This is a genomic window from Corynebacterium sp. MSK019 (assembly GCF_030232425.1).
Taxonomy (GTDB): Bacteria; Actinomycetota; Actinomycetes; order Mycobacteriales; family Mycobacteriaceae; genus Corynebacterium; species Corynebacterium jeikeium_D.
Genome location: NZ_JASPJT010000003.1, coordinates 36,714 through 63,101, shown reverse-complemented (window position 1 = coordinate 63,101; position 26,388 = coordinate 36,714). Strand labels below are relative to the sequence as shown.

At 58.7% G+C, this 26,388-nt stretch carries 24 protein-coding genes; 19 read left to right on the top strand and 5 right to left on the bottom strand.

Going from position 1 to position 26,388, the window contains the following annotated elements:
• The first annotated feature begins 41 nt into the window (after positions 1-41).
• Together manB and QP982_RS02770 are read left to right on the top strand one after the other, a co-directional pair.
• A complete protein-coding gene (gene manB / locus QP982_RS02775) occupies positions 42-1,199 on the top strand; it encodes a mannose-1-phosphate guanylyltransferase (protein WP_284870187.1) in 1,158 nt (385 codons plus the stop codon).
• Positions 1,200-1,519: 320 nt separating this feature from the next.
• Entirely contained in the window at positions 1,520-1,888 is a 369-nt protein-coding gene (locus QP982_RS02770) for a WhiB family transcriptional regulator (protein WP_005510060.1), read from the top strand.
• Between the two features lie 124 nt (positions 1,889-2,012).
• Here the strand turns inward: QP982_RS02770 and QP982_RS02765 are convergent, their stop codons facing one another.
• Complete coding sequence (locus QP982_RS02765) at positions 2,013-2,495, bottom strand: metallopeptidase family protein (protein WP_070439494.1); 483 nt, start codon at positions 2,493-2,495, stop codon at positions 2,013-2,015.
• Positions 2,496-2,667: 172 nt separating this feature from the next.
• On the opposite strand from QP982_RS02765, the gene QP982_RS02760 reads away from it, so the two are divergent.
• The 4 genes from QP982_RS02760 to manA all read left to right on the top strand — a co-directional run bounded on the left by QP982_RS02760 (position 2,668) and on the right by manA (position 6,916).
• Positions 2,668-3,075 (top strand): DUF3499 domain-containing protein, encoded by a 408-nt coding sequence (locus QP982_RS02760; RefSeq protein ID WP_005509890.1) that lies wholly within the window; start codon positions 2,668-2,670, stop codon positions 3,073-3,075.
• 117 nt (positions 3,076-3,192) lie between these two features.
• Complete coding sequence (locus QP982_RS02755; RefSeq protein ID WP_080985611.1) at positions 3,193-4,572, top strand: phosphomannomutase/phosphoglucomutase; 1,380 nt, start codon at positions 3,193-3,195, stop codon at positions 4,570-4,572.
• Positions 4,573-4,610: 38 nt separating this feature from the next.
• Positions 4,611-5,627: a hypothetical protein gene (locus QP982_RS02750; RefSeq protein WP_284870186.1), complete on the top strand. Its 1,017-nt coding sequence runs from the start codon at positions 4,611-4,613 to the stop codon at positions 5,625-5,627.
• Between the two features lie 86 nt (positions 5,628-5,713).
• Positions 5,714-6,916: a mannose-6-phosphate isomerase, class I gene (manA, locus tag QP982_RS02745; RefSeq protein WP_048731660.1), complete on the top strand. Its 1,203-nt coding sequence runs from the start codon at positions 5,714-5,716 to the stop codon at positions 6,914-6,916.
• On the opposite strand, the gene QP982_RS02740 is transcribed toward manA, so the two are convergent.
• The gene (locus QP982_RS02740; RefSeq protein ID WP_048731662.1) at positions 6,913-7,671 is read right to left on the bottom strand and encodes a hypothetical protein; all 759 of its coding nucleotides are present in this window, start codon (positions 7,669-7,671) and stop codon (positions 6,913-6,915) included. The two genes, manA and QP982_RS02740, sit on opposite strands and share 4 nt — an antisense overlap.
• Positions 7,672-8,020: 349 nt before the next feature.
• On the opposite strand from QP982_RS02740, the gene QP982_RS02735 reads away from it, so the two are divergent.
• The 9 genes from QP982_RS02735 (at position 8,021) to secA (ending at position 19,352) form a co-directional block, all read left to right on the top strand.
• On the top strand, positions 8,021-8,395 hold the full coding sequence (locus tag QP982_RS02735) for a DUF4259 domain-containing protein (protein WP_049191146.1): 375 nt from the start codon (positions 8,021-8,023) through the stop codon (positions 8,393-8,395).
• A gap of 67 nt (positions 8,396-8,462) precedes the next feature.
• Positions 8,463-9,917: an adenosylhomocysteinase gene (ahcY, locus tag QP982_RS02730; protein ID WP_049172800.1), complete on the top strand. Its 1,455-nt coding sequence runs from the start codon at positions 8,463-8,465 to the stop codon at positions 9,915-9,917.
• A gap of 45 nt (positions 9,918-9,962) precedes the next feature.
• Complete coding sequence (locus tag QP982_RS02725; protein ID WP_284847196.1) at positions 9,963-10,592, top strand: dTMP kinase; 630 nt, start codon at positions 9,963-9,965, stop codon at positions 10,590-10,592.
• Between the two features lie 54 nt (positions 10,593-10,646).
• A complete protein-coding gene (mtrA, locus tag QP982_RS02720) occupies positions 10,647-11,321 on the top strand; it encodes an MtrAB system response regulator MtrA (protein ID WP_016422206.1) in 675 nt (224 codons plus the stop codon).
• Between the two features lie 78 nt (positions 11,322-11,399).
• On the top strand, positions 11,400-13,073 hold the full coding sequence (gene mtrB / locus QP982_RS02715; protein WP_070439514.1) for an MtrAB system histidine kinase MtrB: 1,674 nt from the start codon (positions 11,400-11,402) through the stop codon (positions 13,071-13,073).
• Complete coding sequence (locus tag QP982_RS02710; RefSeq protein WP_284870185.1) at positions 13,074-14,915, top strand: LpqB family beta-propeller domain-containing protein; 1,842 nt, start codon at positions 13,074-13,076, stop codon at positions 14,913-14,915.
• 493 nt (positions 14,916-15,408) lie between these two features.
• Positions 15,409-15,666 carry a hypothetical protein gene (locus tag QP982_RS02705; RefSeq protein ID WP_141737802.1) on the top strand — a complete coding sequence of 86 codons (258 nt, stop codon included), beginning with the start codon at positions 15,409-15,411 and terminating at the stop codon, positions 15,664-15,666.
• Positions 15,667-15,828: 162 nt separating this feature from the next.
• On the top strand, positions 15,829-16,488 hold the full coding sequence (gene hpf / locus QP982_RS02700) for a ribosome hibernation-promoting factor, HPF/YfiA family (RefSeq protein ID WP_016422210.1): 660 nt from the start codon (positions 15,829-15,831) through the stop codon (positions 16,486-16,488).
• A gap of 161 nt (positions 16,489-16,649) precedes the next feature.
• Positions 16,650-19,352, top strand: a complete 2,703-nt coding sequence (gene secA, locus QP982_RS02695) for a preprotein translocase subunit SecA (protein WP_049193304.1) — start codon at positions 16,650-16,652, stop codon at positions 19,350-19,352.
• Positions 19,353-19,355: 3 nt separating this feature from the next.
• On the opposite strand, the gene QP982_RS02690 is transcribed toward secA, so the two are convergent.
• Positions 19,356-19,979: a hypothetical protein gene (locus tag QP982_RS02690; protein WP_049172812.1), complete on the bottom strand. Its 624-nt coding sequence runs from the start codon at positions 19,977-19,979 to the stop codon at positions 19,356-19,358.
• A gap of 287 nt (positions 19,980-20,266) precedes the next feature.
• Between QP982_RS02690 and QP982_RS02685 the strand changes: the two genes are divergently transcribed.
• From QP982_RS02685 to QP982_RS02670, 4 genes are all read left to right on the top strand, one after another.
• Entirely contained in the window at positions 20,267-20,677 is a 411-nt protein-coding gene (locus tag QP982_RS02685; protein ID WP_038627918.1) for an HAD-IA family hydrolase, read from the top strand.
• Positions 20,677-21,168, top strand: a complete 492-nt coding sequence (locus QP982_RS02680; protein WP_049172814.1) for a DUF6912 family protein — start codon at positions 20,677-20,679, stop codon at positions 21,166-21,168. The genes QP982_RS02685 and QP982_RS02680 overlap by 1 nt, the downstream gene beginning before the upstream one ends.
• 329 nt (positions 21,169-21,497) lie before the next feature.
• The gene (locus QP982_RS02675) at positions 21,498-22,562 is read left to right on the top strand and encodes a flavin reductase family protein (RefSeq protein WP_070595964.1); all 1,065 of its coding nucleotides are present in this window, start codon (positions 21,498-21,500) and stop codon (positions 22,560-22,562) included.
• Positions 22,563-22,631: 69 nt separating this feature from the next.
• Positions 22,632-23,972, top strand: coding sequence for a fatty acid desaturase family protein (locus QP982_RS02670; RefSeq protein ID WP_284870183.1), 1,341 nt, complete (start codon positions 22,632-22,634; stop codon positions 23,970-23,972).
• Here the strand turns inward: QP982_RS02670 and QP982_RS02665 are convergent.
• Both QP982_RS02665 and rsgA read right to left on the bottom strand, forming a co-directional pair.
• Positions 23,969-25,354, bottom strand: a complete 1,386-nt coding sequence (locus QP982_RS02665; RefSeq protein ID WP_284870182.1) for a chloride channel protein — start codon at positions 25,352-25,354, stop codon at positions 23,969-23,971. The two genes, QP982_RS02670 and QP982_RS02665, sit on opposite strands and share 4 nt — an antisense overlap.
• Positions 25,341-26,387 carry a ribosome small subunit-dependent GTPase A gene (gene rsgA / locus QP982_RS02660; protein ID WP_070566230.1) on the bottom strand — a complete coding sequence of 349 codons (1,047 nt, stop codon included), beginning with the start codon at positions 26,385-26,387 and terminating at the stop codon, positions 25,341-25,343. The genes QP982_RS02665 and rsgA overlap by 14 nt, the downstream gene beginning before the upstream one ends.
• Position 26,388: the final 1 nt, after the last annotated feature.

The window sequence follows — 26,388 nt, the reverse complement described above, 5'->3', positions numbered from 1 at the left end:
TTAACTGTTGGAATAATCCATCGAAGAAAGTTACCGATTTCATGACTACCGAAGTTCGTCCGAGTGCTGGGAATGGCTCCGCCTTCCAGCCGGGAGCGGATGCTGCACAGCAGGCGGGAGCCACGTTGGCTGAACAGACTGACGCTGTCATTCTGGTCGGCGGGCAAGGTACGCGTTTGCGCCCCCTTACTGTGAATACGCCGAAGCCGATGCTGCCCACGGCAGGGCATCCATTCCTGGAGCACCTGCTTGGCCGCATTCGTGCAGCAGGTATGAAGCACGTGGTATTGGGTACCTCCTACCGAGCTGAAGTATTTGAAGAACACTTCGGCGACGGTTCGGATTTGGGTCTCGAAATTGAATACGTCTTTGAGGCTGAGCCGCTGGGTACCGGTGGCGGTATCCGAAACGTCCTAGACAAGCTGCGCTATGACACCGCAATGATTTTCAATGGCGATGTCCTCGGCGGTACCGACTTGCGCGCGGTGTTGGGCACCCACGCGGAGAAGGATGCGGACGTTACGATGCACCTCGTCCGTGTGCCGGATCCACGCGCGTTCGGCTGTGTTCCGACCGATGAGGATGGGCGCGTCCTGGAGTTCCTGGAGAAGACCCAGGATCCGCCGACCGATCAGATTAATGCCGGTATCTACGTGTTCCGCCGCGAGATTATCGAGTCGATTCCGGCTGGTCGCCCCATCAGCGTTGAGCGTGAAATCTTCCCAGCGCTGCTTGACCGCGGTATGAACGTCTACGGTCACGTTGATTACGCCTACTGGCGTGACATGGGGACTCCGGGCGACTTCGTCCGCGGCTCCTCCGATTTGGTCCGCGGTATCGCGCCGTCACCACTTCTAGAGGGTAAGCACGGCGAAGCGCTTGTCGACGAATCTGCGTCGGTCGGTGGCGGTGCTCTTCTCTACGGTGGCTCTGTTGTCGGCCGTGGGGCGGAGATTGGTGCGGGAGCTCGGATTGATCAATCGGTGATCTTCGACGGCGCACGCATCGGTGCCGGTGCTGTGATCGAGCGCTCTGTGATTGCCGATGGCGCCGATATCGGCCCGCGAACGGTCATCAGTGATGCCATTATCGGCGAGGGTGCCGTCGTTGGTGCGCGCTGTGAATTGATCAACGGTATCCGTGTGTGGCCGGGCGTCCAGATCCCCGATCGCGGAGTACGTTTTTCGACGGATGTCTAGTCTGCAGCCTTCGGCGTGTCAGACTTTTGTCGGCAATATCTGATTAGAGTTGCCGAAGTGTCGTCAAAGTTGCTGGTGAGAGGCATGTGGCGAATGTGATTGAGTTCAGGTGGCAGGTTTGGGGTTCGGGCACCATCCTTCAACCTGAACTTAATCCCCAACGCGGGGGGAGGGGCTTCAGGGGCAATGAAAACTATTGGGGCAAATTCTCTATTCGGCTTGACCGATGGTGGGTTACACGTGTGTAATCACAAATGTGTGTTTCGCACACTAAGCCCAATTTAAAGACCCGCAGCAACAACCATCAGGAGGCCCTCGGCATGGAAAAGTCCAGCATGTTTGATGGCGGCTCTGCTGTGGATAGTGAGACGAATGCGGGTGACATCGCTGTGAATGATAGCTCCTCTGAAAACCAGCCTCGGCCGTTGACAGAGTGGGCAGATGACCTTTCGGGGTTGTTTGAAGCCGTCGATCAGGACTGGCAGGAGCAAGCTCTGTGTGCCCAGACCGATCCAGAAGCTTTCTTCCCTGAGAAGGGTGGATCTACTCGCGAAGCAAAGCGTATTTGTCGTGCTTGTGGTGTGCGAGATGAATGCCTGGAGTTTGCTCTCGAGCATGATGAGCGCTTCGGTATTTGGGGCGGCCTCTCTGAGCGTGAGCGCCGCCGTTTGAAGCGGCAGATTGGCTAGGGCAGCCGGGTCTGCATTTTATCCTTCGCTCGACCTCGCAGTTTCCCCTTGGGTAATACCCTGGGGGATTTTTCGGTGAACGAGTTTTTCCTGCTCTCTAGAGAGCTCCCTAGGAGAAAGCTTTCTACAGGAAGTTCTCGTCGAAACTAGGGTCCACCTCAACCGGGTCAATGCCCAGATATACCGCCACCAGGCGGATCAGTACATATTGCAGCATCTGGTCCAGTTCCACTCGGCCCGAGACACGGCGCTCAATGGGGCGGCGGAACACTACTACGCAGGGGCGGGTGGGGTTGCCTACGCGGTCAATGCCAGCAGGGATAAGTCGTCCCAGCGGAACAGGTCCATCAGCGACAATCTCTTCCGGGAAGTACATGTCCGGGCGCAACTGCATGCGAGGAATCGTGTCGATGGCGATGTCCAGGTGTGACAGTTGTCGGGACCAGCGCTGATCCAATGGGGCGTAGGCGTCAATAACCGCCTGGTCAAAAGCTTCTGAACGGCTCTTCCAACGAGGTACTTCCGGCGGCAACAGAGGTCCCCGAGGTCCGCGACCGCGTCGCAGTGAGCGTCGCAAAGAGCGCGGAGTATAAGCCGATGAATTCATATTTGTTGAGCTTAATCGGTTGGATCGTCAACGTGGGTGAGGTCAGCTTCCGGCCATGTCGCAGGTTTACTGGGTAAGGCTGGGGTGCCCCGGGGGAGCGTCGGAAAGCGAAAAACGCCCGAGTGGGAGAAAAACTATCGAAACTTAAAGTTAGGGTCTAGACTTTGATGCCGTGAGTGTTTTTAGACGTTGTTGCCGGCCCGGCTGTGGCAAACCTGCCGTAGCTACGTTGACGTATGCCTACGCGGAGTCGACGGCTGTGGTGGGTCCGCTCGCCGCCGCGTCCGAACCGCATAGCTGGGATCTCTGTGAGAAGCACGCGCGTTCCATCACCGCACCGCTGGGTTGGGAGCTCGTGCGTTACGACGTGCCGACGCCCGCCCAGGACGATGATGATTTGACCGCACTGGCGGAAGCCGTCCGTGAGGCTGGCCGCAACGCGACTGGCCTGGTGCTGCGGGATGAGGTCGACAACCGTCCTCAGACCTACAAGATTGATTCCAGCCGTCACCCGTCGACGCGGAAATCCGCGCGCGGTCACCTGCATGTAGTTCGCGATCCGGAGGATTCGGACGACTAACGGGCCGGGCGCCGTGCCCCAGCTCATGCCATCTTGCCGCGGCATTTCTTTGTGAGAGCCTCTCTGTGGCTAGTATCATTTTTTCACAAAACTGATACTTACCCAGAGAGGTTTTTCGTGGGCACTTACAATCGTTCCGATTTGGATGCCGTCATCAAGGCCTATGACGTGCGCGGTGTTGTCGGTGAGGGCATCGACGCGGATCTTGTCGGAGCCATCGGCGCCGCCTTCGGACACATCATGCGTTCAGAGGGCGCAACACGTGCCGTAGTTGGCCACGATATGCGTGAGTCCTCACCGGAGTTGGCGGCTAGTTTCGCCGACGGCGCGGCTGCACAGGGGCTCAACGTCACCCTGCTCGGCCTGACCTCTACGGACGAGCTGTATTTCGCCTCCGGAGTAAAGGAATGCCCGGGCGCGATGTTCACTGCCAGCCACAACCCAGCTGAATACAACGGCATCAAGATGTGCCGTTCGCTCGCCCGCCCGATCGGGCAGGAGACAGGGCTTGCTCAGATTAAGGATCTGCTTGTCGACGGAATCCCGGAGTACACCGGCACTCCGGGCGAAATTGATCACGAGGATGTTCTGCAGGATTACGCGGCGTTCCTCCATGGGCTGGTCGACATCCGCTCTGGCCGTCGCCTGAAGATCGCAGTCGATGCCGGTAACGGTATGGGGGGACTGACAGTCCCGGCAGTGCTCGGGGAAGACATGGATGTTGCTGACCTCTACTTTGAGCTCGACGGCAACTTCCCGAATCACGAGGCCAACCCATTGGAGCCCGCCAACCTCGTTGACCTGCAGAAGTTCACGGTGGAGCAGGGCGCAGACATCGGTATTGCCTTCGATGGCGACGCTGACCGCTGCTTCGTCGTCGACGAGAAGGGCAACCCGGTCAGCCCATCGGCCATCTGTGCGTTGGTGGCCACCCGCTACCTGGAGCAGAACCCGGGCGCGGCTATCATCCATAACCTGATTACCTCGCACGTCGTGCCGGAGATGATTGTGGAAAACGGCGGAACCCCGGTTCGTACCCGTGTTGGGCACTCCTTTATTAAGGCGCAAATGGCCGAGCACAGTGCTGTTTTTGGTGGCGAGCATTCGGCACACTACTACTTCAAGGAATTCTTCAACGCTGACTCCGGCATGCTCGCCGCCATGCACGTCCTGGCCGCACTGGCAGAGCAGGACAAGCCACTGAGCGAATTCATGGCCGAGTACAACCGCTACGAGGCCTCCGGCGAGATTAATTCCCGCCTGGGCAGCGCAGAGGAGCAGCAGGCAAAGCAGAAGGAAATCGAGACTGCCTTTGCCGATCGCACCGAGTCCTCGGACTGGATGGATGGCCTGACCATTGAGCTGGCGGACTCCAAGGCGTGGTTCAACGTCCGGGCCTCCAATACGGAGCCGCTGCTGCGTCTGAACGTCGAGGCGCCGACGCGTGCTGAGGTCGACGCTCTTGTCGACGAAGTTCTCGGCATCATCCGCGGTTAATCAACCCCACACGCCCGTTTTCAGGCATGCTTGGGAGTATGACCTCGTCATTCGACTCCTCTCATAACCCGCGCCAAGAGGCCCTGTTCTACCGTATGGCCACTGCCGGCGCAGGTCTCAGAGCTGCTGCCTCCGCGACTCGCGGGGGAGCGTTTGCTCAACTTCCACTGCCGCGCAGCGCGGTCATCCTCGTGGGAAATCGTCGGGCGCAGCTCGCCGCCGAATCCGTGCGCGCGCTTGCCGACGACATCCGCTGCCCGGTCGTAATTGCGCATCAGTTGCCCAGTTATGTCGGCGCCCTCGATTTGGTCATCGTCTGTGACGACAACCCCGGCAGCCCACTCGGTGCAGCTCTGGCTGAAGCTCATAGGCGAGGAGCAGCCACGGTCGTGGTGGATCCCGGTGAAGGGCCATTGCGTGCCGCAGGTAGCCCCGATACGGTTGTGGTTCCGCGCCCGGCGATGGCGGAGTCGGCGTCCTTTACCGCCTATGTCGGTGCCATCGCCAGCGCGCTCACCGAATGTGGCGCCACCGCTCTGGCTCCGGCTGGGATAGTCGAGGAAGTCGCCGATGCGGTGGACGCCGATATTGCCGCTTGTGCTCCGCAGCGAGATGAAACAGTTAACCCCGCGCGGCAGGTAGCGCAGTGGGTGGCAGGCCGCAGAATGCTTGCAGTGTCGACGACCTCGGCGCTGGCGCCGGTAGCGGAGCTGGCATCGTTACAGATGCTCGAGGCAGGCGTGGTCTCGGCAGCGTCGTCGATAAGCGAATTGTCTCTTAGCGTGGGCGCATTGCTCGCTGCAGAACCCCAGGCAAGCCGGGATATTTTCTATGACCCGTTCATTGATGGTGGGGATGAAGGGGCGACAGTGCTACCGTTGGGGGCGATTGTTTTAGCTGCGCCGAACAATGTGAGCCACTACCGGGACCACTACGGCGAAGCTGGATGGGCTCGTGTGGAGTGCCCTGCGCTCGATGCGGAGACTCATCATCCACTGGTTGAAGTATGTGTTACTGCAGCCAGAGTTGGTGCGATTGCGGCGTTTTCTGCGTAATCGCCGGGTGTCACCGAAGGCTTTTGGGGCTTCGGTGAGATTGGCGTGCTTGCGCCAGTAGTGACTATTAGAGGAGTGATACGGGCATGGAGCTGTTGGACCCCGTGCTGCAGTCGTACCCCTGGGGGTCTCGTACACATTTGGCGAGAATCACCGGTGCGGACGCTCCCACATCGAAGCCCTGGGCGGAACTGTGGTTTGGTGCGCATGCACTGGCATCGGCCACCGTAGCCGGCACGCCGCTGGATGAGCTCATTGCGCAGGATCCGGCGGCTGCGCTCGGATGCGCAATTGACACCGACAACGGCAGGCTGCCGTTCCTGTTGAAACTGCTCGCAGCCGATGAGCCGCTGTCGCTGCAGGCACACCCCACCTTGGCAGAAGCTCAGGAGGGATTTGCACGCGAAAATGCGGAGGGCATTCCGGCCACTGCACATTTCCGCAATTACCGGGACAATAACCACAAGCCAGAACTCATTGTCGCCCTGACTACCTTCGACGCGTTGGCCGGATTCCGCCCGGTGGAGCGCACGAAGGAGTTGCTCGCGGCGCTGGCGGTACCGGAGTTCGACCACTACATGGGACTGCTCGATGCCGCCGATGACGAGAGCGCTCTGCGGGCATTGTTTACAACGTGGTTGACGTTGCCCCAGGATGTCCTCGATGAGCTGGTCGAAGCCGTGGCTGCCAAGTGCGCGGATTACAGTGGCGAGGACGAGGAGTTCTCGCGAGTAGCCGAGACCACCTGCGAACTGGCTCGAAAGTATCCGGGGGACCCGGGAGTCCTGGGCTCGATGCTGCTTAATCGCCTTCGCTTACAGCCGGGCGAAGCCATCTACCTTGGTGCGGGACAGCTGCATGCTTACCTCAATGGCATGGGCGTGGAAATCATGGCCAACTCCGACAACGTGCTGCGCGGAGGCCTGACCTCTAAGCATGTCGATGTCGTAGAGCTACTGCGCGTGCTCTCTTTCCGCCCGCTGCCAGATCCGGTGCTGCAGTCGCGGCTGACCGATGATGGCTGGAATGACTATGACGCGCCGGTGCGCGAGTTCCGCCTTCGTTCGCGGGACCTGGAGCCGGGCGAACATGTTCTGCTCGACGAAGATTCCGCCACGGTTGTGCTGTCTACAGCGGGCACGGTTACGTTGCGTCACGACGACTCCGTGGTTGAGGTTCCCAGCGGCCATGCGGCCTGGGTTCCGGCTGTCGACGCAGCCGATATTGAGCTGACTGCGCGCCAAGACGGGGCAACCGTCTTTGTCGCGACCGTCCCGCGGGTGGGTTAGTCCTCGTCGTTATCGAAGAGATTTCCCAGGAATCCGGAGTCCTTTGGCTTTTCCGGGATTGGGGAAATCTTGCTATTGCTAGCCCCATTGCCGCCAGCGGTGTCCTTCTCCTTCGAAGGGGCCTGGTTGTTCGGAGGTGTCGGCCCCTTCGGGGACGTCGGCTCGTTCGAAGGAGTTTTCTGAGGAGTCTCGGACGGAGTTGTGGTTTGCGTACCCGACTGAGACTGCGCCTGCGATGAAGGCGGCTTCGGCTCAGCTGCTGCGTCACCGTCGCCTTCCGGAAGACTGTCGTTCGGCTTTTCCGAGTTATCTTCCGGTAGCAGTGGCACCGGCTTGCTGGGCGTCGGCGAAGAAACGTCGTCAGACGTGGGCTCTGTGGTCTCCGTGGTCGTCGGAGGTGTTGATGTGGTCGACGTCGGAGTTGTCGTACTTGAGTTTGTGGAAGTCGGCGGGATGTACGCCTGCGGTGGCAGGTACGGATCCTCTACAATCTCGGTGCTCGATGGCGTGGTCGGACGAGGTACCAGACTGCCAGTCGTCTCAGTCAGCGAGGAATCTGAATTCGATTCAGTGCTCTGCTGCAGCTCGGCATCACTAGGAACTGGAGGCAGCGGAGCAGAGGTCTCCATTTTCGACTGAGAGCCGGCGTTTTCCGGATTCGCCCCCTCGGCAGCACTGCTATCGGAGCAGCCAACGAGCGAAACGCTCAGGGGAAGGGCTGCGAGCAGAAGAGCTCCAAAGGCCTTCTTCACCATGGTAGGTACTCCTTTCGTGTCATGCGTGAAATCGCCCTGTAACGAAAAAGATAACAGTTACATTACGAGGTCTGGGAACTAACTTAACATGCCCGTTATCTTCTCTCTAGGGTGAAAATTGTGTTGAGGGGATTAAATAAGTCTCTCGCACTGTAAAAGTGGCGAAAAGTCGGGTAGAACTTCGGTAAGGCCACATGCGGTTTTCCGGCTAGCGGTACGTGCAGGCGACAGCTATTTGGTCGGCGGCCAGATTACCGTGGGCTCGTCGAAAAGCGCTCTTTGGAAAGCGCTCGTCGAAGACGAAAACTGGCAATTGGTTCGAAGCGCGAAAGGAGCGTGGCCACCTATCATGTCCATCTGGGAGACTGAGGTTTTTGGTAGCGATTCGGTCATTGAACTGTTCGATGAGGTTCAGGATCTCGACTCGCAGGATCGCGTTGGTGCATTGATTGATGCTGGCCGCATTGGGGTGGATTCCGAAAGTAGCGATGAGAAAGCATGCGCACTCGCGGCGGCTGTGATTATTGCAATTTGGAATGGTGCGCCATTTAGCGGCGGTGACATTGTGGAGGACTACAGCTTCATTCGGGAGGGAATCTCGGAGGCACACGGCAGCGAGGAGGATGCGTTGGCTATCGCCTCCGAGGTGTTCGATAGTCTTCTGGGGGAACTCAGTGAGTCTGACCAGGCGGCGCTGGAAAACTGCGTCGAAGCGGTAGAGTAATTCTCGCGTCCCCAGTAGTGATTCTTTAAGAAGAATCTCACGTCAAAGAATCTAGAGAAAGCGTTACATGTCCTCGAAGAACATTGATTTCAAGGTTGCAGACCTCTCCCTGGCTGAGGCCGGTCGTCACCAGATTCGTCTGGCTGAGCACGAGATGCCAGGCCTAATGGCGCTGCGCGAAGAGTACGCAGAGCAGCAGCCACTGGCCGGTGCCCGTATTTCCGGCTCCATTCACATGACGGTTCAAACCGCAGTGCTCATCGAGACCTTGACGGCGCTGGGCGCAGAGGTCCGCTGGGCCTCGTGCAACATCTTCTCCACTCAGGATGAGGCCGCTGCGGCTGTCGTCGTTGGGCGAAACGGCACTCCGGAGGATCCGCAGGGTGTTCCGGTTTTCGCTTGGAAGGGCGAGACGCTGGAGGAGTACTGGTGGTGCCTCGACCGCATCTTTGACTGGGGCGATGAAGATGCCAACATGATTCTGGACGACGGCGGCGACGCCACCATGGCTGTCATTAAGGGTATGGAATTCGAGGATGCTGGCCTGGTGCCGCCTGCAGAAGAGTCGGATTCGGACGAGTTTATTGCCTTCAAGGACATGCTTCGCGCCAGCTTGGAGAAGGATGCCGGCCGTTGGCACCGAATTGCAAAGTCGGTCAAGGGTGTCACAGAGGAGACCACCACTGGTGTCCACCGCCTCTACCACTTCGCAGAGCAGGGCGTGCTGCCATTCCCGGCCATGAACGTCAACGATGCGGTCACCAAGTCCAAGTTCGATAACAAGTACGGCACCCGCCACAGCCTTCTGGACGGCATCAACCGCGGTACCGACATGCTGGTTGGCGGCAAGAATGTGCTGGTTTGCGGTTACGGCGATGTGGGAAAGGGCTGCGCGGAGGCGCTGGCGGGTCAGGGCGCTCGCGTTCAGGTCACCGAGGCCGACCCGATTAACGCATTGCAGGCATTGATGGACGGTTTCGACGTCGTCGCTACTGAGAGCGTCATCGCAGATGTCGACATTGTCATCACCGCCACAGGCAACAAGGACGTCATCACTTTCGAGCACATGCAGCAGATGAAGAACCACGCGCTGCTGGGCAACATCGGCCACTTCGACAACGAGATCGACATGCATAGCCTGCACCACCGCGATGATGTCCGTCGTGTGGAGATCAAGCCGCAGGTCACCGAGTACATCTTCCCGCATGCTGACGGCGAGGAACGCTCTCTGATTGTGCTTTCCGAGGGGCGCCTGCTCAACCTGGGTAATGCCACCGGACACCCGTCCTTCGTAATGTCGACCTCCTTCGCCGACCAGACAATCGCGCAGATTGAGCTCTACTGCAACGGTGATAAGTACGACAACACTGTCCACCGTCTGCCGAAGATTCTGGATGAGAAGGTCGCTCGCATTCACGTCGAGGCACTCGGCGGTGAGCTCACCCGACTGTCCAAGGAACAGGCCGAATACATCGGCGTTGACGTCGAGGGCCCGTATAAGCCAGAGCACTACCGCTACTAGTTCTAGCCAAGGCTAGGCCGCAGCCATGTGTGCGAGGAGAAGAATTTGATTATCGCAGTCGAAGGAATCGACGGTGCTGGCAAGAACACGCTTGTCACAGCTGTTACCAATCAACTCCGAAGTCAAGGACACTCCGTTTCTTCGATGACCTTTCCGGCGTACCGGCAGACAATCTTCGCTGATTTCGCCGATCAAGCCTTGCACGGTCAGCTCGGCGACACCGCGGACTCCGCTTGGGCAATGGCACTCCTGTTCGCTCTGGACCGCAAAGAACGTCGTGAAGCGATTGTTGATGCAGCGCGCGAGAACGATGTTCTGATTATCGATCGCTACGTCGCATCCAACGCGGCATACTCCCTGGCGCGCACACAGGATCCGGCGATTGTCGGGTGGATTGAGAAGACCGAATTCGGAGATTTCCAACTTCCGCTTCCCGACGTTCAGGTCTGTCTGGCCACGTCGGTGGGAGTGGCAGCCGACCGCGCACGCAAGCGGGAAGCCTCTGATGTGCAGCGAACGAGGGATGCCTACGAAAAGGACTCGGGTTTGCAGGAGCGCACACTAGCGGCGTACCAGAAGTTCGCGGAAGGCTCGTGGCAGTCACCATGGCTGATGCTTACGGGGGACGATGGGGCGGACCGCCTTGTGGAATGGATCAGTGCACGCCTGCGCTAGCCACCTCAACGGGAAACTACAGAACTAGATAGCTTTACGTTTAGAATATGACGCATGAGCTCAAAAATCCTGGTTGTTGATGATGATCCGGCCATCGCCGAAATGCTCACGATGGTGATGGAGCGCGAGGGCTTCGACACAGTAGTAGTCGACGATGGCCTCGAAGCTGTCAAGGCAGCAGAGCGGGAGAACCCAGATTTGATTCTGCTGGATCTCATGTTGCCGGGCATGAGTGGTGTCGATGTCTGTCGCACTGTGCGAGAGACATCGGCGGTGCCGATCATCATGTTGACTGCGAAGACCGACACGGTTGATGTGGTCCTCGGCCTGGAATCCGGTGCGGATGACTATGTCACGAAGCCCTTTAAGCCGAAGGAGCTCGTGGCGCGCGTGCGCGCTCGGCTGCGTCGTCAAGAGGACAGCCCGAGTGAGACTCTCGAGGTCGGCGACTTGACTATCGACGTGCCCGGTCACGCCGTGTTCCGTGATGGCAAGGAGATTTCTCTGACCCCGTTGGAGTTTGACCTATTGCACACTCTTGCATCCCGTCCGAAGCAGGTCTTTTCCCGTGATGAGTTGTTGGAAAAGGTCTGGGGATATCAGCACACCTCGGATACTCGACTCGTCAACGTTCACGTTCAGCGTCTGCGCTCGAAGATCGAACTGGATCCGGAAAACCCCCAGATTGTGCTGACCGTCCGCGGTGTCGGGTACAAGACGGGTGACTAAACAAGGCCAGTCAGCTTTAGTGGGAGCCGATTCTTGCGTCGATTAATAACGAAGCTTCGAGACTTCACCAATAGGGGAGTGACCTGGGCGGTTACACTCTGGCGCACGTCTATCCAAGCGCGCATTCTGACCTCTGTGGTGGTACTGAGCGCGATGGTGATTGCGGTACTCGGTTTCGCGCTGGCGACTATTGTTACCCAGCGGCTTATCGACGCAAAGGTTACCGCTGCCGACGAGGAAATTGACCGTGCTCGCGCGGTGGTGGAGCAGGCGATTGAGAACTCTTCGTCCAACGAGCTGCAAGCTCTTCTCAACGTGGGGCGCGATGCCCTTGTGAACCGTGCAGCCGGTTCCGGTGCTGCGCCACTGACAAGTTATGAACCGCTGCTCGTGGCGCCGGTGCCACGAGGCACGGTGTTGGCTTCATCGCCGATTAAGGCCGATGTTCCAGAACGATTGCATGAAGTAGTCCGACAAGGGCAAATTGCGTATCAGGTACGCCAAGTCACTGATAACCGCGGCGATACGTACTCGGCGTTAATTATCGGTAGCCCTACTTCTACCTCGGTTGATGGGCTCGAGCTCTATCTGGTCACCTCTATGGCTGCAGAGGAATCGACTATTAAGTTGGTTCGTGGTCTCCTCGCCGGTGCGACAGTAGTCATCATGGCGCTTCTCGGCGGTATTACTTGGTTCTTCTCCAATCAGGTGACGACACCAGTGCGTTCCGCCGCCCAGATTGCCCAGCGCTTTGCCGACGGCCACTTGCGCGAACGCATGGTCGTGCAGGGTGAAGATGACATGGCGCGACTGGCCATGAGCTTTAACAAGATGGCCGAATCGCTGTCGACGCAGATTAGACAGCTGGAGGAATACGGCAGTCTGCAGCGACAGTTCACCTCCGATGTCTCGCATGAGTTGAGGACGCCTCTGACCACGGTGCGTATGGCCGCCGACCTTATTGCTGACGGCGCTGAGGACCTCGATCCGGCGACTCGCCGCGCAGCTGAGCTGATGAATGAGGAGCTTGAGCGTTTTGAGATGCTTCTCAATGACCTGCTTGAGATCTCACGCCACGATGCCGGCGTTGCTGACCTGTCTGCAGAAAAGGTCGATGTCCGTCGCTGTGTGGATGCTGCCTATCAGCAGGTAACAGTCGTGGCTAAGGAGACCGGTACGCCCATCCGCTTCCACCTGCCCGATGAGCCGGTAATGGCAACAGTCGACTCGCGTCGTATCGAGCGCGTGCTACGCAATCTTATGGCCAACGCTGTTGATCACAGTGAGGGCAATCCGGTGGATGTCACAGTGCGGGCGAGCGATTCCGCGGTTTCGTTTACGGTAGTTGACCACGGTGTGGGGCTAAAGCCGGAACAGCAAGAGCTGGTGTTTAACCGGTTCTGGCGCGCTGACCCCTCGCGTGTCCGACGCACCGGCGGGACCGGACTTGGCTTGGCGATCGCGCGTGAGGACGCACAATTGCATGGTGGGGAACTGGAGGCATTTGGCGTGCCGACGGTCGGTAGCTGTTTCCGCCTGACTGTGCCACTGGAGCCTGATGCGAGCTTCGGTGAGCATCCGCTCGGCCTGGAAGTTCCGCCGCTGCCCGATCAGATTCCGCATCAGCAGGAAATTGGTGCACGGGAGTTGGAATCGGATTCGATTGCACCGCAAGTCAAGAGCCAGGATCAGGGTAAGGGGCAGCCGACTAGCGATAGCGAATCCCGACAGGCACGAGAGGAGGATATTTAAATGACGGCGCAGCAACAGTCAAAGGCTCGTCGCGTCCTGCGTAAGACAGTGGCGCTTAGCTCAGTGATCATTTTGGGCACGGCCGCAGGATGTACCACCATTCCGAGAAACACCAGCCCCCAGGTGCTGCGTCCGTTTGAGCCGCCCCAAGTTCGTATTGAAGTTCCTCAGCCACGACCGAATGTCAATGCAGACATTGTCCTGCGCGACTTTTTCGCCGCGGCCGCGCATCCGGTTGATGATTTTCAAGCTATGCGTGCCTTCATGACCCCGGAACTTGCGGCCAGTTGGAAACCGCAGGATAGTGCCCGCATTCTCGACGGTGTCAACCTCATCGCCCAGAGGGATGAAGGAGGATCGCGACAGTCCTTCGTTGCCCGAGGTCGCAGCGTTGGTCAATTCGGTACTGATGGTGCGTATGAGCCCCAGTCCGGTGACTATGAGGAAACCGTGGAGATGAAGCTTGGTTCGGATGGGCAGTGGCGCATTTCCTCGCTGCCCGACGGTGTTGTCATGGAGCGTCAGGCATTCCTGGAAAACAATGTGCCTCGCAATATCTATTTCCTCGATCCGGCGGGTAATCATTTGGTCACAGATCGTCGTTGGCTCTATCGTGGCGTCACCGATGGCGCGACCAATCTGTTGACAAAGCTGAAGAACGGACCATCAGCACCACTGCGACCGGGCGTCACCACCGTGCTCAAGCCCAATGCCTCAATTGCGGTGGAAGCAGGACCTGTGTCCAACGCGGACGGTCGCAGGGTCGAAATCACCGGGTTGGGTGATGTTTCCGAGGAACTGCGTGTCATGCTCGCGGCGCAGATTATCTGGACTCTCGACTCGGCAGATTTCCGTGGTCCGTGGATCCTCATGGCCGACGGCGAACCACTGGTTGCCAGCCACGACGAGCCGTGGACGAAGGACACTGACGCAATCCAGCTCTACGACCCGAATCATCTACCGGCTGATAACGCACCGTTGCGGACGGTCGACCGCAGCGGTATCTACGAGATTGCTGACGGCCACGCTACACCTGTGGGACGCGGCTGGACCGCCAGCGGCAGCACTGCGGTGTTTTCCGCGGCAGTGGGCACCAACCCCAATGGCAGCGAGCTTATTGCCGCCGTGTTCCGTTCGGCCGTGGATGGTCGTGCCGGTTCGTACGACCTCGGGGAGTCCACATTGATGCTGGGCGGAATACAAGATCAGCCGGTTCCTGTGCTGACTGGCGAGAGCCTCACCCGTCCGACATGGTCTCCAGATGCCGAGGCGGTCTGGACGGTGAAGGACGGTACAACCGTCGTACGTCTGGTTCGGCAGTCGACGTCGTCCCGGATTCAGCAGGAGGAGGTTGATACCTCTGAGCTCAGCCACCTTCTTGACGGCGGCGAAGGCACGGGGCGCCCGAGCGCCGGCATTTCTGAATTCCGCGTCGATTCTTCAGGCACGCAGGTAGCGATGATTATCGCTGGTGAAGTCTATATCGCCACCATCGAAAGGCATGACGATAAACCGTGGAAGTTGACGCACCCGCGTGCTCTGCCGCTCCCTGAAAACGTTTCCCCGGTGTCGCTGACGTGGTCGCCGAATCAAACGGTCACGGTGGGTGGTTACAGCGGAGACACCCCGATGTGGAGTGCCTTCCCGGACGGTGCGACTAGCTCCGTTCTGCCGAAGCTCAACCTGACACCGCCAATTCCTGTAGTTACCGCGACCTCGTCGAAGCGTTACGCATTGGATGCCACCGGTGTCATGGAGCTGATCTCCAGCGAGGGGCAGCAGCAGTTCTGGCGCCAGGTTCCGGGTGCGCGCGGTCGAATGGCCCCGGTGTCTGTGGAATAAGCGCAAATCGGGGAGGGGATTAATGGCGCAGGGGAGGTCATCGCAGGAATTTCTGCGCGCGCTTTACGACGTCACTCGCGACGCGATCGGCCTCGTGATACCGGAAACCTGTCCGGTGTGCGGCTGCTCCGGGGCGCTGTGTCGCGGTTGCAAGGACGATCTTCAGCAACCTCCAGTGCGGTTTTCACCGCGGGCTGCGTTACGCGCAGCAGCGTGGACCTGCGGTCCGTACTCGGGTGCGAGGAGACATCTCATTTTGTCGGCCAAAGAACGGGGCAGTGGTGAAGCCAGACGAATCATGGGGGCCGTGTTCGCCGCTGCGGTACGAAGGCTGGCCTCTGATGGCCATATAATGCCCCCGGAAATTACCCCCGTCATTTTGATTCCCGCGCCGACAAGATCGTCATCCCGTCGACAACGGGGTGGGGACCCGGTAACAATTGCCTGCGACTTTGCTTGCAGTCAGCTCCCCTCCAGTTCGGTATTGCCCCTGGTGCGCATTGGCGGGCGCACGCGGGATTCCGCGGAGCTGGGGGCTTCTCAACGCAGACGAAATCTTTCTGGCCACATTGTGCCGCTGACGCAATTCAAGCGCGGAATTAGCGACAAGCTGCGACAACGCTGTGCGCAGGCGACAGTAATTCTGGTTGATGATGTGGCCACCACTGGTGCCACTGCAGCGGAAACCGAGTTGGTGGCAGCGTCATTGGGGATTCGCATCGACATGGTGTTGGTGCTCGCCCGGGCGTAGACGCAGGGGGTGTCGTCGGCAAGCGAAAAATAAACGAGGGGAACGTGGCATTGGTTACCCCCGGAACTGTATCCTGGGGGTGCAGAAAGACTCGTCACCGTAGACGCCGTGAGTAATCCCGCTCACGGAAGGGCGGTGGCCATACCGGGAGGTAGGTAGCAAGTGTCCACACCTGCTGACAACAACGAGGTACTCAGCCCGAACGCTCAGGTGACCATCACCGGGCGCAATGTTGAGGTTCCAGAGCACTTCGCAGATCGTGTTAAGGCGAAGCTGGCGAAGATTGAGCGCCTCGACCCGACTTTGACCTTCTTCCACGTGGAGCTCCAGCACGAGCCGAATCCGCGCCGTGCAGACCGCTCTGACCGTATTCAGATCACCGCTACTGGCAAGGGTCACCTGGCTCGTGCGGAAGCCAAGGAAGATAGCTTCTACGCTGCACTGGAGTCTGCTCTGGGCAAGATGGAGCGCTCCCTGCGTAAGGTGAAGGCTCGCCGCAAGATTAGCCGTTCTGGCCACCGTGCACCGATGTCCGTCGGCGAGGCAACTGCTTCGCTGGTTGCAGAGGCTGAGGCAGCGGCTCCGGAAAAGGCTGATCCGTACGAGGATCTGGTTGAGGACGTGACCCCGGGCCAGGTTGTGCGTACCAAGCAGCACTCCGCAACTCCGATGACGGTGGAAGATGCTCTGTCTGAGATGGAGCTCGTCGGTCACGACTTCTACCTCTTCGTTAACGAGGCAACCTCTCGTCCGTCCGTGGTCTACCGTCGTCACGCGTACGACTACGGTCTGATTGAGCTGGCAGACGAAGACGAGAAGTAAGTCTTCACCAAAAAGAGCACGCAATACCGCGCAGAGCTGTGTATTGGTAAGTAATTGCTCACATGAGCCCGTCTTCTCTTAGAAGGGAAGGCGGGTTCGTCGTATAATCAACCGTTGCACATTAAAGTTCGACGTGAATCGGCCGGAAAGGTCCCAATTTAGTGTTTTCGCTCAGCAAGTTGCTCCGCATTGGTGAAGGCCGCGCTGTCAAGAGGCTTGGCAATATTGCAGATCAGGTCATCGCCAAGGAAGACGAGTACGCAGCTCTTTCAGACGATGAACTCCGTGCCAAGACCGAGGAGTTTAAGAAGCAGCTGGCTGACGGTGCCGATGTAGACGATTTGCTTCTGGATGCTTTCGCCACGGCGCGCGAGGCATCCTGGCGCGTGCTGGGGCAGAAGCACTACCGCGTCCAGGTTATGGGCGGTGCGGCACTGCACTTCGGCAACGTTGCCGAGATGGGTACTGGTGAAGGTAAGACCCTGACCTGTGTGCTGCCCGCATACCTCAATGCGTTGGCAGGCAAGGGCGTTCATGTCGTTACGGTTAATGACTACCTGGCTAAGCGTGACGCGGAGTGGATGGGTCGAGTCCACCGCTTCCTGGGGCTTGAGACTTCCGTGATTCTCTCTGAGCTCAGCCCGGATCAGCGCCGCAAGGCCTATGCTGCCGACATCACCTACGGCACGAACAACGAGTTCGGCTTTGACTACCTGCGCGATAACATGGCGCATTCGCTCGACGATTTGGTGCAGCGTGGGCACCACTTCGCCATCGTCGATGAGGTTGACTCGATTCTGATTGACGAGGCCCGTACTCCGTTAATCATTTCCGGTCCGGCAGATGGCGATCCGCACTGGTACTTGGCGTTCTCCAAGATTGTGCCGCGTATGAAGCGCGATATTCACTACGAAGTCGATGAGCGAAAGCGCACCATCGGTATTCGTGAAGAGGGTGTTGAATTCGTTGAGGATCAGCTGGGCATTGCCAACCTGTATGCTCCGGAAAACTCTTCGCTGGTCAGTTACCTGAACAATGCCCTGAAGGCCAAGGAGCTGTTCACCCGCGACAAGGATTACATTATCCGTAATGGTGAGATTCTCATCGTTGATGAGTTCACCGGTCGCGTGCTGGCAGGCCGTCGCTATAACGAGGGCATGCACCAGGCAATTGAGGCCAAGGAAGGGGTGGAGATTAAAAACGAGAACCAGACGCTGGCAACCGTTACGCTCCAGAACTACTTCCGCCTCTACGACAAGCTGTCCGGTATGACCGGTACGGCTGAGACTGAAGCGGCTGAGCTGCACCAGATTTACAAGCTGAATGTCATGGCGATTCCGCCGAATCGCCCGAAGCAGCGTGAGGATCTGCCCGACCTGATTTACAAGACGCAGGAGGCAAAGTTCGCCGCTGTTGTCGAAGACATCCGCGAATGCCATGAAAAGGGGCAGCCAGTTCTCGTTGGTACGACGTCAGTCGAGAAATCCGAGTACCTTTCCAAGCTCCTGCAGCGCGAAGGTATTCCTCACTCTGTGCTGAACGCTAAGCACCACGAGAAGGAAGCTGAGATTGTCGCAGTGGCGGGTCGTCTCGGAGGCGTTACCGTGGCAACTAACATGGCCGGTCGTGGTACTGACATCGTGCTGGGCGGTAACCCGGACATTATCGCTGACCTGAATCTGCGCTCTCGTGGTCTGGACCCGGTGGAAACTCCGGAAGAGTACGAAGAGGCGTGGGACGCTGAGATTGAGCGTGTTCGTCAGCAGTCGAAGGAAGAAGCTGACAAGGTACGTGAGGCCGGTGGCCTCTACGTCCTGGGTACTGAGCGTCATGAGTCACGCCGCATTGACAACCAGTTGCGTGGTCGTACCGGTCGTCAGGGTGACCCGGGCGTTACCCGCTTTTACCTGTCCATGCGCGATGATCTCATGGTTCGCTTCAACGGTCAGCGCATGGAAGCGCTGATGAACACTCTGAATGTCCCGGATGACGTTCCTATTGACTCCAAGGTTGTTTCCAACTCCATTAAGAGCGTTCAGGCTCAGGTGGAAAGCCAGAACTTCGAAATCCGTAAGAATGTTCTGAAGTATGACGAGGTTATGAACCAGCAGCGTAAGGTCATCTACGCTGAGCGCCGTCGCATCCTCGAAGGTGAGGATTTGAAGACTCAGGTCCGTGACATGCAGGACGACGTCGTCGATGCGTATGTCAACGGTGCCACCGCTGACGGTTACGTGGAGGATTGGGACCTCGACGAGCTGTGGAATGCCCTTGAGCAGCTCTACAGCCCGACGTTTACGGCGCAAGAGCTTATTGATGGCTCTGACTTCGGTACCCCAGGTGACCTCTCGGCCGATGAGCTGTCCAAGGCTCTGCACACGGACATCTCGGCCAGCTACGACCAGCTTGAGGATGCGGTCTCCGCAATTGGCGGCGACGACCAGATGCGCAACATCGAGCGCTTCACCATCCTGAACGTCATGGACCAGAAGTGGCGCGAGCACCTCTACGAGATGGACTACCTCAAGGAGGGCATTGGCTTGCGCGCCATGGCCCAGGCTGACCCGCTGGTGGAGTACCAGCGTGAGGGCTACGACATGTTCACCGCGATGATGGACGGCATCAAGGAAGAATCGGTTCGTCAGTTGTTCCTGATCCGTAAGCAGGTTATGCCCGCAGTGGAAAACGCCGAGGGGCAGGAGAACCAGGCTCCAGCTCTGCCAACGGAAGCTGCTGAGCAAAATCAGCAGATGACTTACTCCGGCCCCAGCGAGGACGGCAGTGCAGAGCAGCAGCGCGTGGATCAAGAGTCTGAGGGCAACCGAGCGCAGCGTCGGAAGGCGGCTCGCAAGCGCCGTCGCTAAGCACTAAAGCACCCGAAACGCGGTCATGGTCCATGGCCGCGTTTTTGCTGTTCCGCGGCGGAAAGTGCCCGTGAACGCGCGAACGCGCGGACCGACACGGCAACTACCCAGGAACTCGACCTTCTTGCCGTCCGCGGAAGCGCTGGCGTGAAAGGATTGCAACGCGACACCCTTGAGGCTGGTGTTTTTCGACAGCGTGAGTATCGCAGCGTGAATAATCGGGTCGATATTGATGCGACGTAGATCGTTGACTCGCCTGCGACCCGCGATGATGTCGAAGACGCGGCGAGTAATCGTGCCAAGCTCCTGTCTCAGATTCTGTTCACAGTGCTGGACGACGTGCGGTGTTTGCGGCGTCTTTTTTGCAGCAGGAGCGGCCGCGACGGGCGGTAATGCCGTCATGACAGCGGCTCCGGTGGCAGCCGAGCATCCGCTGTAGGTCGGTGCCACTTTTGCGGTTTGAGAGGCGGCGGCATTAGCTGACTGGCCGAGTTGAATTGTGTGGAGAAGCGAAAAGCCCGTTGCCGGTTCAATGGATTCCCTGCCACTGGAGCGGTGCTCAGCGGCGTGCGACAGCGCGTAAGGCATCGGTGTCTGAGATTTTGGTACGTGAGACGTTGGTGCCATGGATTAATCCCCCTAAAAACTCTCCATTGGCAAGTTCCCCCTTGCTGAAGACCATTGTCCTACAAGTGCTTTAAGTGTGCAGCTTGTGAAGGGGAATTCACGGCCGGCGTGGGGGGATTGTGGAGAAGGCGCAGTCGCGAAATGGGCTGAGTGTTTCGCTGTTAATGGTCCTATCGGTTTCCGTCAAGGCCGTTCTGGTCGTCTACAAATGGGCGTAACGAACAGCCAATTAACACGCTGAACTGGAAAAAAGGCAAACGTGCAGGTCATGCGATAAACTACAGGCCATGCGCGGAATGATTATCGATTACTGTGGTGTCCTTGACGGCACGGATGAAGACCAGGCACGTTGGCGTAATTTGCTGGTAGAGGCGCGTGCAAATGGTGTTGGCCTGGCAGTCCTGTCGAATGACCCAGGTGGCCCATCGGCGGATCCGATTCGCAAGCTCGAAGATGAGGGCCTGGTAGACGCAGTTGTGCTCTCTGGTGAAATTGGCCATGAGAAGCCTTCGGCAGAGGCTTTTAATGCAGCCGCTGCGGCTATTGAACTGCCGGCACGGGACTGCGTGTTGGTAGATGATTCGATTGAGAACATCCATGCGGCCGTCTCTAACGGCATGGTGGGAGTCTTCTATCAGCAGTTCGACCGCGCAGTGGTCGAGATTGCCGGTCTGCTGGGTCTCGAGGGCGAGTTCTAATGCGCGTCTATATCCCAGCGACTTTCTCCATGCTTGAGGCGCTTAAGGAGGATGAGCTCTTCCACGCCCGCGGTGGTTGGGGCTTTGCTGTCACTGAAGCGCTGCGCGATTTCTTTACTGAGGGCGATGATGAGGAACTGGCAGACGTAGCCTTTGATGAGGCTGCGCGTGCGTCGCTCCGTCTGCTCGATGCCGCAGAAGAGAAGTTCCCGCACCGTCGAGTGGTCATTTCCGTTGATGTGGAGGCGGAGCCGCAGTCGGATATGGGAGATGCTGTGGTTAAGGTCGGCGGCCCAATTTCGCTTGCCGACGTTGCAGCTCTCCACATTGATGTGGAAGAGGCGGAAAGCAAGGTTGAGGCTGCGATTGATGCCGTCGATAAGGCAGATCTCGGTGACGAGGATGCGGAGCTCACTGTCGGCGATGCGCTGGAGATCCCGCTGGCGTGGTACGACGTAGCTGAGCTCGGCATGGTGGTCGACTTCCTGTAGTAGCGCGTGCTCGGCGTTAAAGAAGGGGACTGGGTTTAGGAACCCAGCCCCTTTTTTGTATGGCACAAGTGTTTTCAGTGGGGGTATAAAAGACGGGATTGTTTTGTGTGGATAAGCTCCATGTCAAAGGGGGTGTTTCGCACGGGAGTGGGGGTAATGACAATTTCGCTATTTGTGTCAAAATCATTTGTTTCTCTTGACCAATAACTTACCGCTCCGTAGTCTACGTCTAAGTAACCTACGGACACGTAATAATGAATCGGGTGGGGCATGCCTACTGATGAACAGCGTTATTACTTGTTCGCCCGTGACAGTCAGGAGGGCCAAAAATGGGGCTTAAGACCAAAGTTTCCCGGGTATTCAAGCATTTATCCACGCCACTTTTGCCCGATGATTACACGCATTTGCTAAATCCGCTGTGGTCAAGTCGCGAGCTGCGCGGTCAGATTGAGGCCATTAATCCCACATCTCCTACTTCAGCAGAGTTGATAATCCGTCCGGGTTGGGGGATGCCAACAGACTTCAAGCCAGGCCAGTTCATCGGACTTGGCGTAGAGGTCAAGGGGAAATACCTGTGGCGTTCCTACTCGCTGACAAATGCGCCGCGGCCTCATGACGGGCTGCTGACTATCAACATCCGTGCGCTCAACGACGGCTACGTGTCCCAACACCTCGTCGCCAATGTCAAGCCGGGTACTGTCGTCCGCCTGGCTGCCCCGGCTGGGGATTTCCATCTTCCGGAGCCGCTCCCAGCCCGCATTGCGTTTGTTACCGCAGGCTCCGGCGTAACTCCGGTGATTTCCATGCTGCGTGATCTTTCAGCTCGCAATGCCTCAGTGGAAGTCGAGCACATTCACTCCTACCGCGGCGAGGCAGAAGCTGTGTTTGTCAATGAGCTTCGCGAGCTGGAACAGCGCAGTGCTACTAGCGCGTTGAAGTATCGCCTGCATGCCCGGAATACGGAGACGCAGCCGCGGATTGACGCTGCGGCGGTTACCGACATCATTGCTGACTTTGGAGCGCTGGCATCGTCGGCAAGCGCCTATGCCTGTGGTCCGGTTGAACTGCTGAAAAACCTTGAGCCGGAGTTTCCCGGGCTGCGGACGGAACGTTTCACCGTTGACCGCTCGGCGGCGGGGGAGATCGGCGGCACGGTGAGTTTCGGCAGCCGAGGCGATATCGGCGTAGACGGTGCAACCACCATCCTGGAGGCGGCAGAGAGCGTCGGGGTTGACCTGCCGTACGGCTGTCGGATGGGAATTTGTGCGACGTGTGTGCAGCAGCTCTCCGACGGCGCAGCACGGGACATCCGCACCGGTGCGACGTTTGTGGCGGGGGAGCGGGTCCGAACGTGCGTCTGTGCGCCGGCGGGGCACGCGCGTATCGAACTGTAAGTTCGCCCCACATCTATCTCAACCTGCATTAACCAGGAGAAACTACCTAAAGGAGTTGGGACCCTTCCCATGGCAATTTCCGATATCGCATCGTATGCGCACTTGAGCGAAGAAGACGTCGCAGAGATTGGGCGTCGGTTTGAGGAAATCGAAAAGCAACACCGCGATTCGCTGGGACAGAAGGATGCTCGCTACATCCGCACGCTCATCCGCATTCAGCGCACCCTTGAGGTGACTGGTCGAGGTCTGCTGATGGTGCCGACGGCAGGCATGGCCTTAAACAAATTAGGGATGCTGCCGAAGTCGTGGAAGAACACCGCGCACTGGGGTTTCAAATGGGCGGGTGCCTCAGCGCTGGGGCTGGCAAAGATTTTGGAAAACCTCGAAATCGGACACAACACCATGCACGGTCAGTGGGACTGGATGAATGACCCCGAGATTCACTCGGCCACCTGGGAGTGGGACAATTCCTGCCCATCCAGCGGGTGGAAGCACTCCCACAACTTTGTCCACCACAAGTACACCAACGTGCTCGGTATGGACAACGATGTGGGATACGGCATTCTCCGGGTGACTCGTGACCGCCGTTGGAAGCCATCGACGCTGCTGCAGCCGGTGACAAACGTGGTGTTGGCCAGCCTTTTCCAATGGGCAGTGGCCTTCTACGACGTCGAGCTCGGGCGCGTGTTCGCAGGTAAGAAATCCTGGGATGAGGCCCGACCGCAGCTCATGGAGGTGCTCAACAAGTCGGGGCGCCAGGTGCTCAAGGACTACGTTCTCTTCCCGGCGATGGCGGGTCCGCGTTACCGTGAGGTGGCCTTTGCGAACATGATGGCCAACCTCGCCCGTAATCTTTGGGCCTACGCGGTCATCTTCTGCGGACACTTTCCGGATGATGCCGAGACTTTCACCAAGGAGCAGTACAACACCGAGGACAAGAGTGAGTGGTATTTGCGCCAAATGCTGGGCTCGGCGAACTTCCACGGTGGGCTGGCGCTGTCGGTGCTCTCAGGAAATCTGAATTACCAGATTGAGCACCACCTGTTCCCGGACATGCCATCCAACAGGCTTGCGCAGATTTCGAAGCAGGTTCAGCAAATCTGCCGGGAATACGACCTGCCATACAACACGGGGTCGTTCCCGAAGCAGTTCTTCCAGGTCCAGCGCACGCTGCTGAAGTTGTCGCTGCCGGATCGTTTCTTAGTCGCTGACCCGGACAACGCCCCAGAGGTACGTTCGGAGGCGGCGTTCAAGAAGTATCCGCAGGTTGAAGCGGAGCTCCAGTCCAGTTCCCCGCAACGCAAGGGCTTAGCGACGGGGCTGCGAATGCTCCGCCGTCTTCGCCCAGGCGTCCGGGAAATTGTCCGGGCCTACACAGGTCGCTCGACGCACACTGTTGCGCGCGGTTAGCCCTCGGCCCGCTTGCGGACCACAGCCGCGACTGCTGGTTCGCGGTTCCATGGCATTGATTGCTTGTGGGGGAGCCGTAGCCAGGCGCGAATTATGGTCACAGTTAGTGTCGCAGTTGCACCAGCGAGGAAGAGCGCTAAGTAAGCCGAGGAATTCTGGCCGGTAAACTCCACGGTCACGATCAGTGCGAACAGTGGAGCTGCCATGGACGCCGACAGGAAGGCCGCCGCGCCGAGAATCGCAAAGTCGCTCAGCGGAACTGAGGGCATCAATGGCTGTACGAAGCAGCCGACGATGAAACCGCTGAGCGCGCCAAGGGCAAAGCCGGGAGTCAAGAGACCACCGACGGCCCCCGAACGGAAAGTAACGAGAACCGCGATAGCTTTCGCAATCAGCAGGATGACAGCAAAACCCAGCAGCGGGCGGTCCATGAGAACTGTGGTCGCAGCGATACGGCCATTGCCCAAGACTTCTGGAACCCACAGTGAAATCACACCAACCAGCGTAAATGCGAGGGGGATGGCCCAGGCAGAGTGCCAGCCAGTCGGTGCTTTGTCCGACATCCGCGAGCTGAGAATGCGAAATGCGTAGCCGATGGCACCGCAGATAACACCGATGAGCAGTGCTGCCCCGAGGTTGCCCCAGCCGTCCGAGAGATTAATTGGGCTGTAGAGCGGGCTACTGCCGACCACGATGCCCGACGTCACCGTGGCAATGGCTGAACACGCCAGCACCACCATCACCGCGGTAATACTCAGCGAGCCCAGCAGAATCTCCAACGAGAAAACCGCTCCAGCCAACGGGATGTGATAAATCGCCCCCAGGCCGGCACCGGCCGCTGCTGCGACCAAAATACGGCGGTGTAGTGGATCGATGCGCAGTCGATGCGACATCTGCGAGGCCACCATTGCACCGAGCTCACGCGGGGCATTCTCGCGTCCCATGGATGCACCTGCAGCGACGGTCGCCATCTGCAAAAACACATTGACAAGAGTTGACCACACAGGCATGGGGCGGCCGTGCATGCCCGCTTCAACGCTTTCAACAGGCTTCGCCTTTGTGCGAAGAGCTGCCCACACCGGTCCTGCAATCAGTCCCGCCAACACAATTCCGACAAAGCGCTGGAGGCCAGTGGTGCCATCGGTCACGACGGCTACGTCGCCCTCATGTTGTCCGTAAACTGCGTACTCGATGCCGTGCATGATCAGCGCGAGCCCGGCAGCTCCGAGCCCCGTCGCAAGACCCACGATAAGCGTGTAGATGCACAGCCGAATCCAACTGCCGGGAGCGGGGTAGAGTCTGGAGCCCGCTTTGTCCGACTCAGCACCAGCCGCGGCTTCAGAGGGCGTCTCCACAGAATCGGTGTGGCTAGTCTCTTTCAATGTCCAGCTCCCAATCCTCGTTGTCGCTGATTGCACTCAACAGGCGACGCACAGCCATCGCTCGGCGGTGCTGAACTCCCTCCAGCTTGTCGAGGGCACACTCTGGATCCGCGGGCGGTCCCAAATGGGTGCAACCACGTGGGCATTCATCTGTCGCTGCCTGGATATCTGGAAACGCCGCCAGCAGCGTCTCCGGTGTCACATGAGCCAGACCAAAGGAACGAATGCCCGGGGTATCAATAATCCACGACGCCGCATCGTCATCGCTTTCCGACGGCAACATCAGCGCCACCGACTGCGTGGAGGTATGGCGGCCCTTACCCACACCACTAACTTCGCCGGTCTCACGGTTGGCTTCAGGAACAATCCGGTTGACAAGGGTCGATTTCCCCACACCGGAATGCCCAACCAAAGCTGTCACTCGTCCGGGGACATCGATGAGCTCTGACAAGGGAGCCAAGTCATCATTAATACCGCAGACAACGACATCCACTCCGAGTGCCGAGAACTCCCCGGCAAATTCTTCTGGGTCGGCCAGATCGGATTTAGTCAGACAGAGCACGGGGCGGACACCGCCGGCGTAGGCCGCGACCAGCGCGCGTTCGACAAAACCGGTGCGAGGTTCAGGATCGGCGACTGCGCACACAATGAGCAGCAGGCTGGCATTGGCCACGACGATGCGCTCATACGGGTCATTGTCATCGGCGGTGCGACGCAAAACCGTGCTGCGCTCTGCCAGCTTGACGATGCGGGCCAGTGTGCCCGCACGGCCGCTGACATCGCCTACGACACCGACACGGTCACCGACAACGATATTGGTGCGGCCGAGCTCGCGGGCACGCATGCATGTCACTGCAACATCAGGGTTGTTATCGAGGACTACACCCCAACGACCACGATCCTTGGTCACCACCATGCCCCAGTGGGCATCGGCGTGGCGGGGGCGATCCTTCGTCCGTGGCCGCGACCCTTTACCGGGGCGGATGCGTACATCGGACTCGTCCCATTGCCGTCCACGCCTGCGTGCCGCCACT